The organism is Lentzea sp. NPDC037011 (genome assembly GCF_055607425.1).
This window is the reverse complement of the sequence record NZ_JBVJRT010000013.1, coordinates 204437-219656: the sequence shown is the minus strand read 5'-3', so window position 1 is coordinate 219656 and position 15220 is coordinate 204437. Positions and strand designations below refer to the sequence as shown.

Here is a 15220-nt window from a genome sequence, read left to right as displayed (position 1 = left end):
CCTCAGCCCGCGGGGTGCAGGCTCATCGGGCCGTACACCTCGGACTCCGCGCGCAGGAGCGTGACCTGCTCGACCCCGGCGTCGAGCAGGTCACGCCACCCGGCGCTGAACCACTCCTCCGCCTCCGCCTGGTCGGCGAACACCACGTCCGGGCCGGCCACGTCCCGGCCCTGTGCATCCTGGTAGCGCCAGCGGAACTCCATGGACGAAGGCTAACCCTTGACCACCAGAACGCTCGTGCTCGGCGGCGCCCGTTCGGGCAAGTCCGCGCACGCGGAAGGCCTGCTCACGGACGCGACCGTGACATATGTCGCAACGGCGCGCCGCTACCCCGACGACCCGGACTGGGACGCGCGCATCGCCAAGCACGTCGCCCGCCGCCCGTCCACCTGGCACACCGTGGAGGCGCCCGCGTCCGGTGACCTGTCGGCGTTGCTCACCGCGACGTCGTACGACGACCCGCCGATCCTGGTCGACGACCTGTCGACGTGGCTGGTGGGCGCGCTCGACGACGCCGGCGCGTGGGAGGGCCACGGCATCGGCGCGGTCGAACGCGCCGTCGACGAGCTCGTCGGCTCCATCGCCACCTGCCGGGCGCGGCTCGTGCTGGTGAGCGCGGAGGTCGGCCTCGGCGTCGTTCCGTCGACGCGCTCTGGCAGGCTCTTCCGCGACCACCTCGGTGCGCTCAACGCGCGCGTCGCCGGGGTGTGCGACGAGGTGCTGCTGCTCGTCGCCGGCATCCCGCTGAGACTGCGATGAGGAGTGACCAGGTGAGCACCGAGTTCCCGCCGGTGGAGGCGCCGGACGAGACCGCTCTGCGCGAGGCGCGGGCCAGGCACGCGGTGCTGACCAAGCCGGTCGGCTCGCTCGGCCGCCTGGAGGACCTCGGCATGTGGGTCGCGGCGTGCCAGGGCGTCGTGCCGCCCAAGCCGTTCGTGCGGCCGCGGGTCGTGGTGTTCGCGGGCGACCACGGCATCACCGCGCAGGGCGTGTCGGCGTACCCGAGCGAGGTGACCGGGCAGATGGTCGCCAACTTCCTGACCGGCGGCGCCGCGGTGAACGTGCTCGCGCAGGTCGCGGGAGCCACCGTGCGCGTGGTCGACATGGCCGTCGACTCCGACACCCCCGCCGCGGTCAGCGCGCACAAGGTGCGGCGCTCGTCCGGGTCGATCGACCGCGAGGACGCGCTCACCCGCGAGCAGTGCGAGGCGGCCATCACGGCCGGTCGCGCCGTCGCCGACGAGGAGGTCGACTCGGGCGCCGACGTGCTCGTCGCGGGCGACATGGGCATCGGCAACACGACGCCGGCGGCGGTGCTGATCGCGTCGCTGACCGGGTCGGAGCCGGTCGCGGTCGTCGGCCGCGGCACCGGCATCGACGACCAGGCGTGGATGCGCAAGACGGCGGCGATCCGCGACGCGCTGCGCCGGGCGCGGCTGGTGATCAGCGACCCGGTGGCGTTGCTGGCCACGGCCGGTGGCGCGGACATCGCGGCGATGGCCGGGTTCCTGGCCCAGGCGGCGGTGCGCAAGACCCCGGTGGTGCTCGACGGCGTCGTCGTCGGTGCGGCCGCGGTGGTGGCCGAGGAGCTGGCGCCGGGTGCGCGCGAGTGGTGGGTCGCCGGGCACGAGTCGGCCGAGCCCGCGCACGCGATCGCGCTGGGGCACCTGAACCTGAAGCCGCTGCTGGAGTTCGGCATGCGACTGGGCGAGGGCTCCGGTGCGGTGGCGGCGCTGCCGTTGCTCAGCGCCGCGGTGAAGGTGCTCGCGGAGATGGCGACGTTCGAGAGCGCCGGTGTCACGGCCCGCGAGGACCAGCACGTGCTGGAGAAGCAGCTCGACGGTGTCGACGATGACGACGACGCAGAGCTGAGCCGCCGGGAACCGAGCCGCGAAGAACCGGCTGAGTGAAGCTCGCCCTCTCCTGGCTGACGGTCCTGCCGATCCGCGTCGACGCCGTCGACGGCGTCGCGGCTCGGCGGGCCATCAGCTGGGCACCGGTCGTCGGCCTGCTGCTCGGCGCGTTCGCGGCTGGTGTGCTGGAGCTGCTCGCGATATCCGATATATCAGCGCTGGTGGCTGGGTTCCTGGTCGTCGGCGTCGTAGCTCTGGTGTCGCGCGGCATGCACGTCGACGGGCTCGCCGACGTCGCCGACGGCCTCGGTTGCTACGGGCCGCCCGAGCGGGCGCTGAAGGTCATGAAGGACGGCGGCGCCGGGCCGTTCGGCGTCGTCACGTTGATCGTGGTGCTCGGAGCTCAGGCAGCGGCGCTGCCCCAGGCCCACTGGGGAACGGTGCTGCTGGCGTTCGCGGTGAGCCGGGCCGCGTTCGGGATCTGCTGCCTGCGCGGCGTGCCCGCGGCTCGGCCGGAGGGGCTCGGCGCGCTCGTCGCGGGCACGCAGCACCCGGCGGTCGTCGCCGGCACGTGGGTGGTGCTCGCCGTCGCGGCGGTTCCGCTCGGGGTGCGCGCCGTCGTCGCCGTCGTCGTCGCGGCCCTGCTGGTGTGGTTGCTCGTGCGGCACACCGTGCGGCGGTTCGGCGGCATCACCGGTGATGTGCTCGGTGCTGCCGCCGAACTCGCACTGCTCGTCGTGCTGGTCGTCTCCGGGTAGGGGACCTGACCAGGACGGGGACCTAGCCGAGCACCGTCATCCAGCCGTGGGTGTCGGCGACGTGGCCGTGCTGCAGGCCGGTCAGGCGCTCGCGCAGCTTCATGGTCACCGAGCCGGTGCCGCCGTCGGCGATGGAGAACTCGCCACCGGCGTGCTTGACGTGGCCGACGGGGGTGATGACGGCGGCCGTGCCGCACGCGAAGACCTCGGTGAGCTCACCGGAGGCGTTCGCCTTCTCCCACTCGTCGGTCGAGATGCGCCGTTCCTCGACGGTCAGGCCGAGGTCGGACGCCAGCCGCAGCAGCGAGCTCCGGGTGATGCCGGGCAGCAGCGTGCCGGTCAGCTCGGGGGTGACGACCTTGTCGCCGTAGACGAAGAACAGGTTCATGCCGCCCATCTCCTCGACCCAGCGGCGTTCCACCGCGTCGAGCCAGACGACCTGGTCGCACCCCTTCTCCGCGGCCTGCGCCTGCGCCACGAGGGACGCGGCGTAGTTGCCGGCGAACTTGGCCGCGCCGGTGCCACCGGGGGCCGCGCGGACGTACTCGGTCGAGAGCCACACGCTCACCGGGCGGACGCCGCTCGCGAAGTAGGAGCCGGCGGGGGAGGCGATCAGCACGTAGAGGTACTCGGACGAGGGTCGCACGCCGAGTCCCTTCTCCGTCGAGATCATGAAGGGCCGCAGGTAGAGCGACTCCTCGGGCGCCGAGGGCACCCAGTGGCCGTCGACGGCGAGGATCTGCCGCACCGACTCGAGGAACAGCTCGTCGGGGAGCTCGGGCATGGCCATGCGGCGGGCCGACGCGCGGAAGCGCTCGGCGTTCGCCTCAGGGCGGAAGGACGCGATCGAACCGTCGGGCTGCCGGTAGGCCTTGAGCCCTTCGAAGATCGCCTGGCCGTAGTGCAGCACCATTGCCGCGGGGTCCAGTGCGAGGGTGGAGTACGGGCCGACCTCTGCGTCGTGCCAGCCCTGCTCGCGGTTCCAGCGGATCGTCACCATGTGGTCGGTGAAGTGCTGCCCGAAGCCCGGCTTGGCAAGCACCTCCGCTACGCGTTCCGGGGTCGCCGGCTGCGGGTGGGAGGTCCGGGTGAAAGGCAACGCGCTCGTCATGTGAGCACGGTAATACGCAGGTCGGGATACGGAAAATCGTCTTCCCAAAACTCGGACGTCCTACTAAGTCACACCGGTTAGAGTCCCCGACCATGACCGAGCAGGAACGATCTTCGAAGGGTGCTGACGTCCGCACCGTGCTGCAGGCCGCGCTGCTCGTGCTGGGCACCGGGCTGACGCTGCTCGACGGCTACGTGCTCGGCGGGGCCGGCGGTGTCGTGGGCGCCGTGTTCCTGGCCGTCTTCTTCCTCGCCGGGTACTACGGCATCAGCAAGGACAAGCCCTCTACGAACGGCCGGGTGTACGGGCTGGTGGCGTGTGTCGCCGTGACGCTGCTCGTCTTCCTCTCAGCGACGCTGTAGCGCCGATCAGCCCCGTGCCGGCGCCCACTCCCGCGAACGAGATGAGCAGCGCGGGCACCGGCGTGCTCATGGCGAGCAGCACGGAGAGCCCGAGCCCGAGGCAGGCGGTGCGCATGGGCCACGTGCGGTCGTTCTGCAGCAACACGCGCGCCGACGCGTTCGTGAACGCGTAGTAGAAGAGCGTCGCGCACGCCGCCACGCCCAGCGCGATCGACAACGGCATGACGACCACCGCGAGCGCGCACGCGGCCACGACCACGACCGACAGCACCGCGGGCTTGAGGCGGCCCGGCAGGTCGCCGTCCTCCACCAGCCCGGTCAGCGTCCGGTGCGCCGACGCGAGCACGAAGTGCAACGCGGTCACCCCGGCCACCGCGGCGGCGATCTGCACGAGCGGCACCAGCGCCGCCGCGTCCGCCGCGACGAGCGCGTCCCGCAGCGGCGCGGGCGACAGGGCGAGGCGCGCGCTGCCGAGCTGGCGCAGCACACCGGCGCCCACGGCCAGGTACACCGCGAACGGCAGTCCGACCAGGACGGGGATGGCGATCCGCAGCACACCCGGCGGGTGCGGCCGCTCACCGCGGTGCGGGGCGGTGACGCGCTCGAAGCCGGTGAACGCCACGAACATCAGGCCGGCGGCACCGACGAGCTCGTTGGCGCTGCCCGTCTCCCCCGCCGACGGCACCGGCGGGATGGCGAAGCTCGCCACGGCCACGAGCACCAGCACGCCGAGCACGACCACCGCGGCCGCCGTGCTGACGCCGACGTCCCAGCGGAACCCGGCCGCGCCCAGCAGCGCCGTGGCCGCCACGAGGACGAGCGCACCGGCCAGCGGCTGGTCCGGCACCACGTACGCGCCGAACATCACCGCCAACGCCGCCGCCATCGCGCACCGGCCGAGCAGGTGCGCGCTCGCTGTCATCCGTGCGGGCCACACACCGAGCTGAGCACGTACGTATCCGTAACCGCCGCCGACGTCGGGGTAGGCACGGGACTGGTCCGCTGTCGAGAAGGCCGAGCACAGGGCGGCTGCCGCGGAGATGGCCAGCGCCGGGAGCAGCCACCAGCCCGCAAGACCTGCGGCGGGAGCGAATCCGGCGAAGACCCCCGCACCGAGCACCGCGGGCAGACCGAGCGCGATCGTCGCTGCGATCTCGCGAGGCGTGTGGGTCACGGGGTACACATTCGCAGATGGGGCATCAGGCCGTAACCACCCGGTCGAATGACGCACGGATCGGGCGAACACGCCCGGTTCGGACACTCTTAGCAACTGTCAACGTCACGGATTGCCGCCGAACGAGGCGGGGCTCGGCATTGGCGGCGCACTCCGACCTTTAGCATAGGTCACGATTCCGAGCACACATACCACGCACAACCCCATGGAGCAGCACGTGACAGCCCCGAAGCTGGCCCTCACCGAAGGTGACCTGAGCACCACCGCCGCGGACGCAGTCGTCGTGGGCACCCTGCAGGGTGCGGACGGTCTGGAGCTCGCGCCCGGTGCCGAAGCGGTCGACGCCGCGTTCGACGGCGCGCTGCTCGAGGTGCTCGGCACCCTGCGCGCGACGGGCAAGGCCGACGAGCTCGTCAAGGTGCCGACGTTCGGCAAGATCTCCGCCCCGCTCGTCCTGGCCGTCGGCCTGGGCAAGACCGCGGGCGAGGAGCAGGTGCGCCGCGCGTCCGGTGTCGCCGCCCGCGCGCTCGCCGGCAAGAAGCGCGCCGTGAACACCCTGGGCGCGCTGCACGTCGGTGCCGCCGCCGAGGGCACCCTGCTCGGCGCGTACTCGTTCACCGAGTACAAGTCGGACAAGGGCGAGGCCGCGGTCGTGAAGGTCGACCTGCACGCCGCCGGTTCCAAGGAGAACAAGGCCGCGCTGAAGGCCGCCGTCGCGATCGCCGAGTCGGTCGCCATCGCACGCGACTTCATCAACACCCCGCCGAACGACCTCTACCCCGGTTCGTTCGCCGACCGCGCCGCGAAGCTCGCGACCGCCGCCGGTCTCGACGTCGAGGTGCTGGACGAGAAGGCGCTGAAGAAGCAGGGCTTCGGCGGCATCCTGGGCGTCGGCGGCGGCTCGACCCGCCAGCCGCGCCTCGTGCGCATCTCCTACAAGGGTGCCAAGGCCACCAAGAAGGTCGCCCTGGTCGGCAAGGGCATCACGTTCGACACCGGCGGCATCTCGATCAAGCCGGCCGCGGGCATGGACGAGATGACCTCGGACATGTCCGGTGCCGCCGCGATCGTCGCCTCGATGGTGCTCGCCGCGAAGCTCAAGTACCCGCTGGAGATCATCGCCTCGATCCCGATGGCGGAGAACATGCCCTCCGGCGACGCCTACCGCCCCGGTGACGTGCTCACCATGTACGGCGGCAAGACCGTCGAGGTGCTCAACACCGACGCCGAGGGCCGGCTGATCCTGTCCGACGCGATCGTGCGCGCCTGCGAGGACGGCCCCGACTACCTGATCGAGACCGCGACGCTGACCGGCGCGCAGGTCGTGGCGCTGGGCAAGCGCACGTCCGGTGTCATGGGCTCGGAGGAGTTCCGCGACCGCGTCGCCCGCATCGGCACCGCCGTCGGCGAGTCGGCGTGGGCCATGCCGCTGCCGGAGGAGCTGCGCGCCGACCTCGACTCGCGCCTCGCGGACCTCGCGAACGTCACCGGTCACCGGTGGGGCGGCATGCTCGCCGCGGGCCTGTTCCTGCGCGAGTTCGTGGCCGAGGGCGTGCAGTGGGCGCACATCGACATCGCCGGCCCGGCGTTCCACACCGGCGGCCCCTACGGCTACACCTCCAAGGGCGGCACGGGCGTCCCGGTCCGCACGATCGCGGCGGTGCTCGCCGACATCGCGGCCAACGGCTGAGGTGACCGGGTCCCGCGACCGTCCGGCGTGGACGGTCGCGGGACCGCGTGTGGGGACACGCCTCTCGCCGGGTTTGGGCACACCGCCCGAGGAGAGGAGTATTTCCGCATGGGGACGCATCGCTACGAGGTCGAGGTCGTCTGGACGGGCAACACCGGCAGCGGCACCGCCGGCTACAAGGCCTACGAACGCGCGCACGAGGTGCGGGCACCGGGCAAGGAGATGATCCCCGGGTCGTCGGACCCGGCGTTCCGCGGCGACCCGGCGCGCTACAACCCCGAGGAGCTGCTCCTCGCGTCGCTGTCGCAGTGCCACATGCTGTGGTTCCTGCACCTCGCGTCGCTCAACGGGGTGGTCGTGACGGACTACCGCGACCAGGCAGGCGGCACCATGGCCGAGCACCCGGACGGGTCGGGCCGCTTCACCGAGGTCCTGCTGAAGCCGGTCGTGACCGTGGCCGACCCGGAGATGCGGGCCACCGCGCAGGCGTTGCACGAGAAGGCGCACTCGATGTGCTTCATCGCGGCGAGCGTGAACTTCCCGGTGCGGCATGAGCCGACGGTGCGGTGAAACCGGGCTTCCACCCCATCGGGGACGTCGCGCGCAGGGCCGTGCCGCACGGGCTCGCCCCGATGTCCGATGAGGACCGGGAACGGCTGCTCGGCGAGTTCTGGGCCGAGGTCACCGACGGGCTCACCGGCCACCCCGCGTTCGCCGAGCACCTGCACCGGCTGGTCGAGGTCGAGGCGGCAGGCCGCTGCACGGCGCGGGCGACGGCGAGCGAGGCGTGCTAGCCGTTGCCCAGCTTCTTCTGGCGCGCGGTGTAGTCGCGCATGCGCTTGGGGTAGCCGACGATGCCCGCGTCGTAGATCGGCATGCCGTGCTTGCGGGCGAACGAGCGGGCGGCGTCGGTGCTCGCGACGCGGCGGCGGGTCCACTCGCCGTCGTGCGCGACCAGGACCACAGTGGTTTCGGTCACCGTGGTCTTCGGCTCGACGTAGGCCTCCACCCCCTGGCGGCTCCTCGTCCACTCCTCGAGGTGGCTCGTGTCCTGGTTGGACGCGGTGCGCAGCACTCCAGGACGTGGTTTCCTGCGGAAACGGTCGAACAGCCCCATCGGGCACCTCCTGCGACTCCCTCCACCATGGTGCCAGGAAGGGGTGTCATGAGTAGGTGAATGATCAGAAAGCCAGCCGGGTGGCCCATGCCGGATCACCACGCTCCGGCAACTAGTGACAAGATGGCCGCGTACCTCGCGCGCACCCGCGCGTAGTAAGTAATCCCGAGGAGATCCGAAGTGACTTCGCCGGAACTGGAGTCGGCCACCAACGCCGATCTCGTCATCCTCGGCGGTGGTTCGGGTGGCTACGCCTGCGCGTTCCGCGCGGCCGAGCTCGGCCTGTCCGTCGTCCTGGTCGAGAAGGACAAGCTGGGTGGCACGTGCCTGCACCGCGGCTGCATCCCGACCAAGGCGCTGCTGCACGCGGCCGAGGTCGCGGACAACGCCCGCGAAGGCGACCAGTTCGGTGTGAAGAGCTCGCTCGAGGGCATCGACATCGCCGGCGTGAACTCGTACAAGGACGGTGTGGTCTCGCGGCTCTACAAGGGCCTGCAGGGACTCGCGAAGGCCAACAAGGTCACCTTCGTCGAGGGCGCCGGCACGTTCGTCGGCCCGAACACCGTCGTCGTGGACGGTCAGCGCTACACCGGCAAGAACGTGGTGCTCGCGACCGGTTCGTACGCGCGCAGCCTGCCCGGTCTGGAGATCGGCGGCCGCGTGATCACCAGCGACCAGGCGCTCACCCTGGACTTCATCCCGGAGAAGGTCGTCGTCCTGGGCGGCGGCGTCATCGGCGTGGAGTTCGCGAGCGTGTGGCGGTCGTTCGGCGCCGAGGTCACCATCGTCGAGGCGCTGCCCCGGCTGGTGCCCGCCGAGGACGAGTACGCCTCCAAGCAGCTGGAGCGCGCGTTCCGCAAGCGCGGGATCAAGTTCAAGACCGGCGTGAAGTTCACCGGCGCCACCCAGTCCGACTCGGGCGTGTCCGTCACGCTGGAGAACGGCGACGTCCTCGACGCCGACCTGCTGCTCGTCGCGGTCGGCCGCGGCCCGAACAGCGCGGGTCACGGCTACGAGGAGGCTGGCATCACGATCGACCGCGGGTTCGTCGTCACCGACGAGCGGCTGCGCACGAACCTGCCGGGCGTCTACGCCGTCGGTGACATCGTGCCGGGCCTGCAGCTCGCGCACCGCGGTTTCCAGCAGGGCATCTTCGTGGCCGAGGAGATCGCGGGCCAGAACCCGAAGGTGATCGACGAGGCGGGGATCCCGCGCGTCACCTACTGCAAGCCCGAGGTCGCCTCCGTCGGTCTCACCGAGGCCGCCGCGAAGGAGAAGTACGGCTCCGCCGAGACGTTCGTGTACGACCTCGCGGGCAACGGCAAGAGCCAGATCCTCAAGACCGCCGGCGGCGTGAAGCTCGTCAAGGCGCCCGACGGCCCGGTCGTCGGCATCACCATGGTCGGCGAGCGCGTCGGCGAACTCATCGGTGAGGCCCAGCTGATCTACAGCTGGGAGGCTTACCCGGACGACGTGGCCCCGCTGGTCCACGCCCACCCGACCCAGACTGAAGCCCTCGGCGAGGCGTTCCTCGCCCTGGCCGGCAAGCCGCTGCACGTGCACGGCTGACCGCTTCCCATCCAAGTCAGCCACACGAGAGCACGAGGAGTCAGCGAACAATGGCCTTCTCCGTCCAGATGCCCGCACTCGGTGAGAGTGTCACCGAGGGCACGGTCACCCGGTGGTTGAAGCAGGAAGGCGACCGGGTGGAGGTGGACGAGCCGTTGCTCGAGGTGTCCACCGACAAGGTCGACACCGAGATCCCCTCCCCCGCGGCGGGCGTCCTGCAGAAGATCGTCGCCCAGGAGGACGACACCGTCGAGGTCGGCGGCGAGCTCGCGGTCATCGGCGACGGTGACGGCGGTTCGTCCGACTCGGCCCCGGCTCCCGAGCAGGAGTCCGCTCCCGAGCAGGAGGAGCCGCAGCAGACGCAGCCTTCCGGGCAGCAGCCCTCCGAGGAGGCCCAGGAGGCGCCCGCGGCCCCGGCGCAGTCCGGTGGTTCGGCCGAGGGCACCGACGTCACGATGCCCGCGCTCGGCGAGTCCGTGACCGAGGGCACCGTCACCCGCTGGCTGAAGCAGGTCGGCGACAGCGTCGACGTCGACGAGCCGCTGCTCGAGGTCTCGACCGACAAGGTCGACACCGAGATCCCCTCTCCGGTCGCCGGCACGCTGCTGGAGATCACCGCCGGTGAGGACGAGACCGTCGAGGTCGGCGGCAAGCTCGCCGTCATCGGCTCCGGCAGCCCGGCCCAGTCGGCGCCCGCACCGGAGTCGAAGCCGGAGCCCGAGCAGGAAGCCCCCGCGCCGAAGCAGGAGGCACCCGCTCCCGCCCAGCAGCAGGAGGCGCCGAAGCAGGAAGAGGCACCGAAGCAGCAGGCACCGGCCCCGCAGGCCGCCCCGCAGCAGTCGGCTCCGGCCACCTCCGGCGACGACGCCAACGGCACGCCGTACGTCACGCCGCTGGTGCGCAAGCTCGCGTCGGAGAACGGCATCGACCTGGGCTCGCTGAAGGGCACCGGTGTCGGTGGCCGCATCCGCAAGCAGGACGTGCTGGCCGCGGTCGAGGCCAAGAAGGCCCCGGCTCCCGCGCCCGCCGCCGCTGCTCCGGCCGCCGCCGCTCCCGCCGGCCGCACCGCCACCCCGGCCGCGGCCGACGACTCGGGCAAGCGCGGCACCGTGCAGAAGCTCCCGCGCCTGCGTCAGATCGTCGCGCAGCGCACCCGCGAGTCGCTGCAGATGTCGGCCCAGCTCACCCAGGTGTTCGAGGTCGACGTCACCAAGATCGCCCGCCTGCGCAACCAGGCGAAGAAGGCGTTCGAGGCGCGGGAGGGCGCGAAGCTCACGTTCCTGCCGTTCTTCGCCAAGGCCGCCATCGAGGCGCTCAAGGCCCACCCGGTGCTCAACGCGTCGATCGACGAGGAGCGCAAGGAGGTCACCTACCACGGTGCCGAGCACCTCGGTCTGGCGATCGACACGGAGCGCGGCCTGCTCAACGCCGTGATCCACAACGCCGGTGACCTGAACCTGTCGGGCATCGCCCACAAGATCGGTGACCTGGCCGCGCGGGCGCGGTCGAACAAGCTCACGCCGGACGAGCTGACCGGTGGCACGTTCTCGCTGACCAACCTGGGCAGCAACGGCGCGCTCTTCGACACCCCGATCATCCAGCAGCCGCAGGTCGGCATCCTGGGCGTCGGCGTCGTGAAGAAGCGCCCGGTCGTCCTGACCGACGAGGACGGCAACGACACCATCGCGATCCGCTCGATGATGTACCTCGCGCTCACCTACGACCACCGCCTGGTCGACGGTGCGGACGCGGGCCGCTTCCTCACGACGGTGAAGAACCGCCTGGAGGAAGGCTCGTTCGAGGCCGACCTCGGTCTCTGACATATCGCACATCGCTCGTAGCTGAAGGCCATCCCGGTTTGTCCGGGGTGGCCTTCAGCACATTTGCCGCCACTGTGCAGCGGCTGGTCGTCTGCGGAACGATTCAGGCATGCGAGTTGTCATCGCGGGATCGTCGGGCCTGATCGGAACGAGCCTGGTGGCGTCGATGCGCGCCGCCGGTCACGAGGTGCTGCGGCTGGTGCGCCGCAGGGCCGCCGCGCCGGACGAGCGCGGCTGGGACCCGTACGCCGGCCGCGTCGACGACGGCACGTTCGACGGCGTCGACGCCGTCGTCAACCTCTGCGGTGCGGGCATCGGCGACAAGCGGTGGGACGACGCGCGCAAGCAGGTGCTGCACGACAGCCGGATCGTGCCGGCGGAGGTGCTGTCGGCGGCGGTCGTCGAGCACGGGGTGCCGGTGCTGGTGAGCTCGTCGGGTGCGCACTTCTACGGCGACACCGGGTCGCGGCTCGCCGACGAGGACGCCCCGGCCGGGCACACGTTCATGTCGCGGCTGACCCAGCAGTGGGAGGCGGCGACGGCGGTGGCGCAGGAGGCCGGCGTGCGGGTCGTGCTGATGCGCACGGCGGTCGTCATCTCCCCCACCGGCGGGGTGTTCGGGCGGTTGAAGCCGGTGTTCCAGCTCTTCCTCGGCGGCAAGCTCGGGTCGGGTGAGCAGTACTTCCCGTGGGTGTCGCTGGACGACGTCGTCTCCGCCTACCGGTTCGTGGTCGAGCACGACGACGTCCGCGGGCCGGTCAACGTGGCCGGGCCGGCGCCGGTGACGAACGCCGAGTTCACCAGGGCGGTGGCGGCGGCGCTGGGCCGGCCTGCGCCGTGGTCGGTGCCCGCGTTCGCGCTGAAGGCGCTGCTCGGTGGCGAGATGGCGGAGGAGCTGCTGCTCACCGGGCCGGGGCTGACGCCGAAGGTGCTGGAGAGCCGCGGGTTCACGTTCCTGCACCCGGCGCTGCCGGCGGCGTTGAACGCGGCGGTCGCATGACGCGCGCGCTGGGCGCCGTGCTGGTGATCTCCTGGGTGTTGCTCGGACTGCCCGAGGTCACCGGGCTCGACGTGTGGGTGCACGACGCCCTGCCGCGGCCGGAGTGGCTGCGGGCGGTGGCGTTCGCGGTGAGCCTGGTGCTGGGGCCGACGATCGGGTGGGCGTTCGCGGCGGTGCTCGCCGTGCTGGCGTGGCGGCGGCGCGACACCCGGCTGTGGAAGGCGCTCGCGCTGCACGCGCTCTGCTCGGCGACGGTGCTGACGCGGTGGCTGTTCGACCGCGTCCGGCCGCTGGAGTACCACCTGCCCAGCTACCCGAGCGGGCACACGGTGGCGGTGGCGTCGGTGGCGTTCACGCTGGTGGTGCTGTTCCGCCGGGGTGTGCTGTGGGCGGTGCTCGCGGTGCTGGTGGCGGGCTTCGCGCGGATCGTGCTGGAGATGCACTGGGTGACCGACGTCATCGGCGCGGTGCTGGGTGTGACGGGGGTCGGCATCCTGGTCGGCCTCGCGCTGGGGTTGGTAACGTCGGTACGTGAACTCGTGCCGCACCTCGCCAGACCCCGTCGTCGTCCGTGAGCTGGGCCTCATCGACTACATGGCGGCGTGGGACCTGCAGAAGGAGATCGCGGAGGCGCGTGCCGGCGGTACCGGCCCTGACACGCTCCTGCTGCTCGAACACCCGCCGGTCTACACGTGCGGTCGGCGCACGCTCGACGAGGAACGGCCCGTCGGCGGCGACACCCCGGTCGTCGACGTCGACCGCGGCGGCAAGATCACCTGGCACGGCCCCGGCCAGCTCGTGGGCTACCCGATCGTCCGGCTGGCCGAGCCGATGGACGTCGTCGACTACGTGCGGCGCGTCGAGCAGGGCCTGATCGAGGTGTGCGACCGGCTGGGCGTGCACACCGGCCGGGTCGAGGGCCGCAGCGGCGTGTGGCTGCCCGCCGACGACCGCGGCCCGGAGCGCAAGGTCGCCGCGATCGGCATCCGCGTGCAGCGCGGCGTGACCATGCACGGCTTCGAGATCAACTGCAACGCGAGCCTCGACGCGTTCGGCGACATCATCCCGTGCGGCATCAAGGACGCGGGAGTCGCGTCGCTGTCGCACGAGCTCGGCCGCGACGTCACCGTCGCCGAGGTCCTGCCGCTCGCCCGTGACGCTGTGCTGGCCGCGCTCGACGGCACGCTCCCCCTGACGGACCGCACTTTGGCCCGCTCTGGACCCGTCGCTCCGGGTATCACCTTCGCTAGCATTCCGTAGCCCCGCGCGGGCCGCGGGTTTGCGGAGGAGGGTGCGTCGTGAAGCTTTCCCGACGCCAGTTGTTCACGGCTGCCGGTGTCACGGCATTCGCATCATCGGGACTGTGGGCGAGCACGGGCGCGGCGGCGGTGGCCGCGCCCGTGCGGGCCTGGAGCGGCGAGGTGCGCGTCGGTGACTGGGAGCAGTACTACCTGGGCCTCGACGGCGGAGCTCATCAAAGAGCGCTTGATGTATTGGACATCGCACATCGCGACGGCGTCCGAGCTGACGAGCAGGACCTGATGGTGCCGGTCGAAGCTGTGCGCCGAGCTGCTCTGGAGCTCGGTGACCACGCGGCCGCCGACGTGCTGCGCGACCGGTTCGAGCTCGACTCGCCGTCGATGCTCGGGCGCGGGCTCACGCTCGTGCTCGGTCAGGGCGGCCTGGAGCAGCGCTACCTCGACGACCCCGGCCTGCAGCTGCGATATATCGGATACCGGTGGCGGTTCGCGAGCTACGTGCTGCCGATGCCGGCAGCAGTGCGCGCAGCTCTGAGCTGATGTCCCGTACGCGATATACGGGATATCAGGTGAGCTGTGGAGCTACGTCGGCGGCGATCTCGGTGATGTGGTCGAGGTCGGCCAGGTCCAGCACCTGCAGGTAGACGCGCTGGATCCCGGTCTGCTCACGCCAGCGGCCGATGCGGTCGACGACCTCCGCCGGGCTGCCGGCGAGGCCGTCGGCCTTGAGCTCGTCGAGCTCGCGGTCGATGGCGGCGGCCCGGCGGGCGACCTCGGCGTCGGTGCGGCCGACGCACGCGACGAGCGCGACCGAACGGATGATCTCCGCCGGGTCGCGGTCGATCTCGGCGCAGGCGGCGTCGACGCGGGCGAACTGCTCGACCGCCTTGTCCATGCCGGTGAACGGCAGGTTGAACTCGGTGGCGTACGACGCGGCCAGCGCCGGGGTGCGGCGGGCGCCCGTGCCGCCGACCAGCACCGGGATCTGCTCCTGAGCGGGCTTGGGCAGCGCGGGCGAGTCGGTCAGCGAGTAGTGCCTGCCCTCGAACGAGAACGTGCCGCCGAGCGGTGTCTCCCAGAGGCCGGTGATGATGGCGAGCTGCTCCTCGTACCGCTCGAAGCGCTCCCCCAGCGCCGGGAACGGGATGCCGTAGGCGGTGTGCTCTGCCTCGTACCAGCCGGCGCCGATGCCGAACTCCACGCGGCCGCCGGACATCTGGTCGACCTGGGCGACGCTGATGGCGAGCGGGCCGGGGTAGCGGAACGTCGCGGCGGTCATCAGCGTGCCCAGGCGGATCGTCGACGTGTCCCTGGCCAGGCCCGCGAACGTGATCCACGGGTCCGTGGGACCGGGCAGGCCGTCGGCCGAGCCCATCTTCAGGTAGTGGTCGGAGCGGAAGAAGGCGCCGTAGCCGGCGTCCTCCGCGGTCCGCGCCACCCGGAGCAGGTCGTCGTAGCTCGCCCCCTGCTGGGGCTCGGTGAAGATGCGAAGTTCCACATCCCGAAC

General features: G+C 71.6%; 18 protein-coding genes. 13 read left to right on the top strand and 5 right to left on the bottom strand.

All coding sequences use genetic code 11. From position 1 onward, the window contains the following. Nucleotides 1-2: 2 nt before the first annotated feature. The gene (locus ACZ7CH_RS34255) at nt 3-203 is read right to left on the bottom strand and encodes a hypothetical protein (protein ID WP_360397413.1); all 201 of its coding nucleotides are present in this window, start codon (nt 201-203) and stop codon (nt 3-5) included. 16 nt (nt 204-219) lie between these two features. Here ACZ7CH_RS34255 and cobU point away from each other — a divergent pair, with 16 nt between their 5' ends. Genes cobU through cobS form a run of 3 tightly spaced genes read left to right on the top strand, consistent with a single transcriptional unit; the run spans nt 220 to nt 2611 of the window. After that, nucleotides 220-759: a bifunctional adenosylcobinamide kinase/adenosylcobinamide-phosphate guanylyltransferase gene (cobU, locus tag ACZ7CH_RS34250; RefSeq protein WP_360397411.1), complete on the top strand. Its 540-nt coding sequence runs from the start codon at nt 220-222 to the stop codon at nt 757-759. Next, on the top strand, nt 756-1910 hold the full coding sequence (cobT, locus tag ACZ7CH_RS34245) for a nicotinate-nucleotide--dimethylbenzimidazole phosphoribosyltransferase (protein ID WP_360397409.1): 1155 nt from the start codon (nt 756-758) through the stop codon (nt 1908-1910). Before cobU ends, cobT begins: the two co-directional genes overlap by 4 nt. Further along, the gene (gene cobS / locus ACZ7CH_RS34240) at nt 1907-2611 is read left to right on the top strand and encodes an adenosylcobinamide-GDP ribazoletransferase (protein ID WP_470375806.1); all 705 of its coding nucleotides are present in this window, start codon (nt 1907-1909) and stop codon (nt 2609-2611) included. Before cobT ends, cobS begins: the two co-directional genes overlap by 4 nt. 22 nt (nt 2612-2633) lie before the next feature. Here the strand turns inward: cobS and ACZ7CH_RS34235 are convergent, their stop codons facing one another. Then, entirely contained in the window at nt 2634-3722 is a 1089-nt protein-coding gene (locus tag ACZ7CH_RS34235; RefSeq protein ID WP_360397405.1) for a branched-chain amino acid aminotransferase, read from the bottom strand. A gap of 92 nt (nt 3723-3814) precedes the next feature. Between ACZ7CH_RS34235 and ACZ7CH_RS34230 the strand changes: the two genes are divergently transcribed. Further along, a complete protein-coding gene (locus ACZ7CH_RS34230) occupies nt 3815-4084 on the top strand; it encodes a hypothetical protein (RefSeq protein ID WP_360397403.1) in 270 nt (89 codons plus the stop codon). Here ACZ7CH_RS34230 and ACZ7CH_RS34225 read toward each other — a convergent pair. Beyond that, the gene (locus ACZ7CH_RS34225) at nt 4008-5258 is read right to left on the bottom strand and encodes an APC family permease (RefSeq protein WP_470375805.1); all 1251 of its coding nucleotides are present in this window, start codon (nt 5256-5258) and stop codon (nt 4008-4010) included. The two genes, ACZ7CH_RS34230 and ACZ7CH_RS34225, sit on opposite strands and share 77 nt — an antisense overlap. A gap of 217 nt (nt 5259-5475) precedes the next feature. On the opposite strand from ACZ7CH_RS34225, the gene ACZ7CH_RS34220 reads away from it, so the two are divergent. From ACZ7CH_RS34220 to ACZ7CH_RS34210, 3 genes are all read left to right on the top strand, one after another. Further along, complete coding sequence (locus ACZ7CH_RS34220; protein ID WP_360397399.1) at nt 5476-6948, top strand: leucyl aminopeptidase; 1473 nt, start codon at nt 5476-5478, stop codon at nt 6946-6948. 108 nt (nt 6949-7056) lie between these two features. After that, on the top strand, nt 7057-7518 hold the full coding sequence (locus ACZ7CH_RS34215; protein WP_470375804.1) for an OsmC family protein: 462 nt from the start codon (nt 7057-7059) through the stop codon (nt 7516-7518). Beyond that, on the top strand, nt 7515-7742 hold the full coding sequence (locus ACZ7CH_RS34210) for a hypothetical protein (RefSeq protein WP_458433775.1): 228 nt from the start codon (nt 7515-7517) through the stop codon (nt 7740-7742). Before ACZ7CH_RS34215 ends, ACZ7CH_RS34210 begins: the two co-directional genes overlap by 4 nt. On the opposite strand, the gene ACZ7CH_RS34205 is transcribed toward ACZ7CH_RS34210, so the two are convergent. After that, nucleotides 7739-8065 carry an oxidoreductase gene (locus ACZ7CH_RS34205; protein ID WP_360397393.1) on the bottom strand — a complete coding sequence of 109 codons (327 nt, stop codon included), beginning with the start codon at nt 8063-8065 and terminating at the stop codon, nt 7739-7741. The genes ACZ7CH_RS34210 and ACZ7CH_RS34205 overlap by 4 nt on opposite strands. Nucleotides 8066-8245: 180 nt before the next feature. On the opposite strand from ACZ7CH_RS34205, the gene lpdA reads away from it, so the two are divergent. The 6 genes from lpdA (at nt 8246) to ACZ7CH_RS34175 (ending at nt 14253) form a co-directional block, all read left to right on the top strand. Beyond that, the gene (gene lpdA / locus ACZ7CH_RS34200) at nt 8246-9634 is read left to right on the top strand and encodes a dihydrolipoyl dehydrogenase (protein WP_458433776.1); all 1389 of its coding nucleotides are present in this window, start codon (nt 8246-8248) and stop codon (nt 9632-9634) included. 50 nt (nt 9635-9684) lie between these two features. Then, nucleotides 9685-11454 (top strand): 2-oxoglutarate dehydrogenase, E2 component, dihydrolipoamide succinyltransferase, encoded by a 1770-nt coding sequence (sucB, locus tag ACZ7CH_RS34195; RefSeq protein WP_458433777.1) that lies wholly within the window; start codon nt 9685-9687, stop codon nt 11452-11454. Nucleotides 11455-11563: 109 nt separating this feature from the next. Continuing rightward, nucleotides 11564-12454, top strand: a complete 891-nt coding sequence (locus tag ACZ7CH_RS34190) for a TIGR01777 family oxidoreductase (protein ID WP_470371826.1) — start codon at nt 11564-11566, stop codon at nt 12452-12454. Further along, entirely contained in the window at nt 12451-13029 is a 579-nt protein-coding gene (locus ACZ7CH_RS34185; RefSeq protein ID WP_360397385.1) for a phosphatase PAP2 family protein, read from the top strand. Before ACZ7CH_RS34190 ends, ACZ7CH_RS34185 begins: the two co-directional genes overlap by 4 nt. Further along, a complete protein-coding gene (lipB, locus tag ACZ7CH_RS34180; RefSeq protein ID WP_360397383.1) occupies nt 12986-13714 on the top strand; it encodes a lipoyl(octanoyl) transferase LipB in 729 nt (242 codons plus the stop codon). The genes ACZ7CH_RS34185 and lipB overlap by 44 nt, the downstream gene beginning before the upstream one ends. Nucleotides 13715-13752: 38 nt before the next feature. After that, a complete protein-coding gene (locus ACZ7CH_RS34175) occupies nt 13753-14253 on the top strand; it encodes a hypothetical protein (protein WP_470375803.1) in 501 nt (166 codons plus the stop codon). A 25-nt stretch (nt 14254-14278) separates the two neighbouring features. Here ACZ7CH_RS34175 and ACZ7CH_RS34170 read toward each other — a convergent pair whose 3' ends face one another. Next, nucleotides 14279-15211, bottom strand: coding sequence for an LLM class F420-dependent oxidoreductase (locus ACZ7CH_RS34170; RefSeq protein WP_458433780.1), 933 nt, complete (start codon nt 15209-15211; stop codon nt 14279-14281). Nucleotides 15212-15220: the final 9 nt, after the last annotated feature.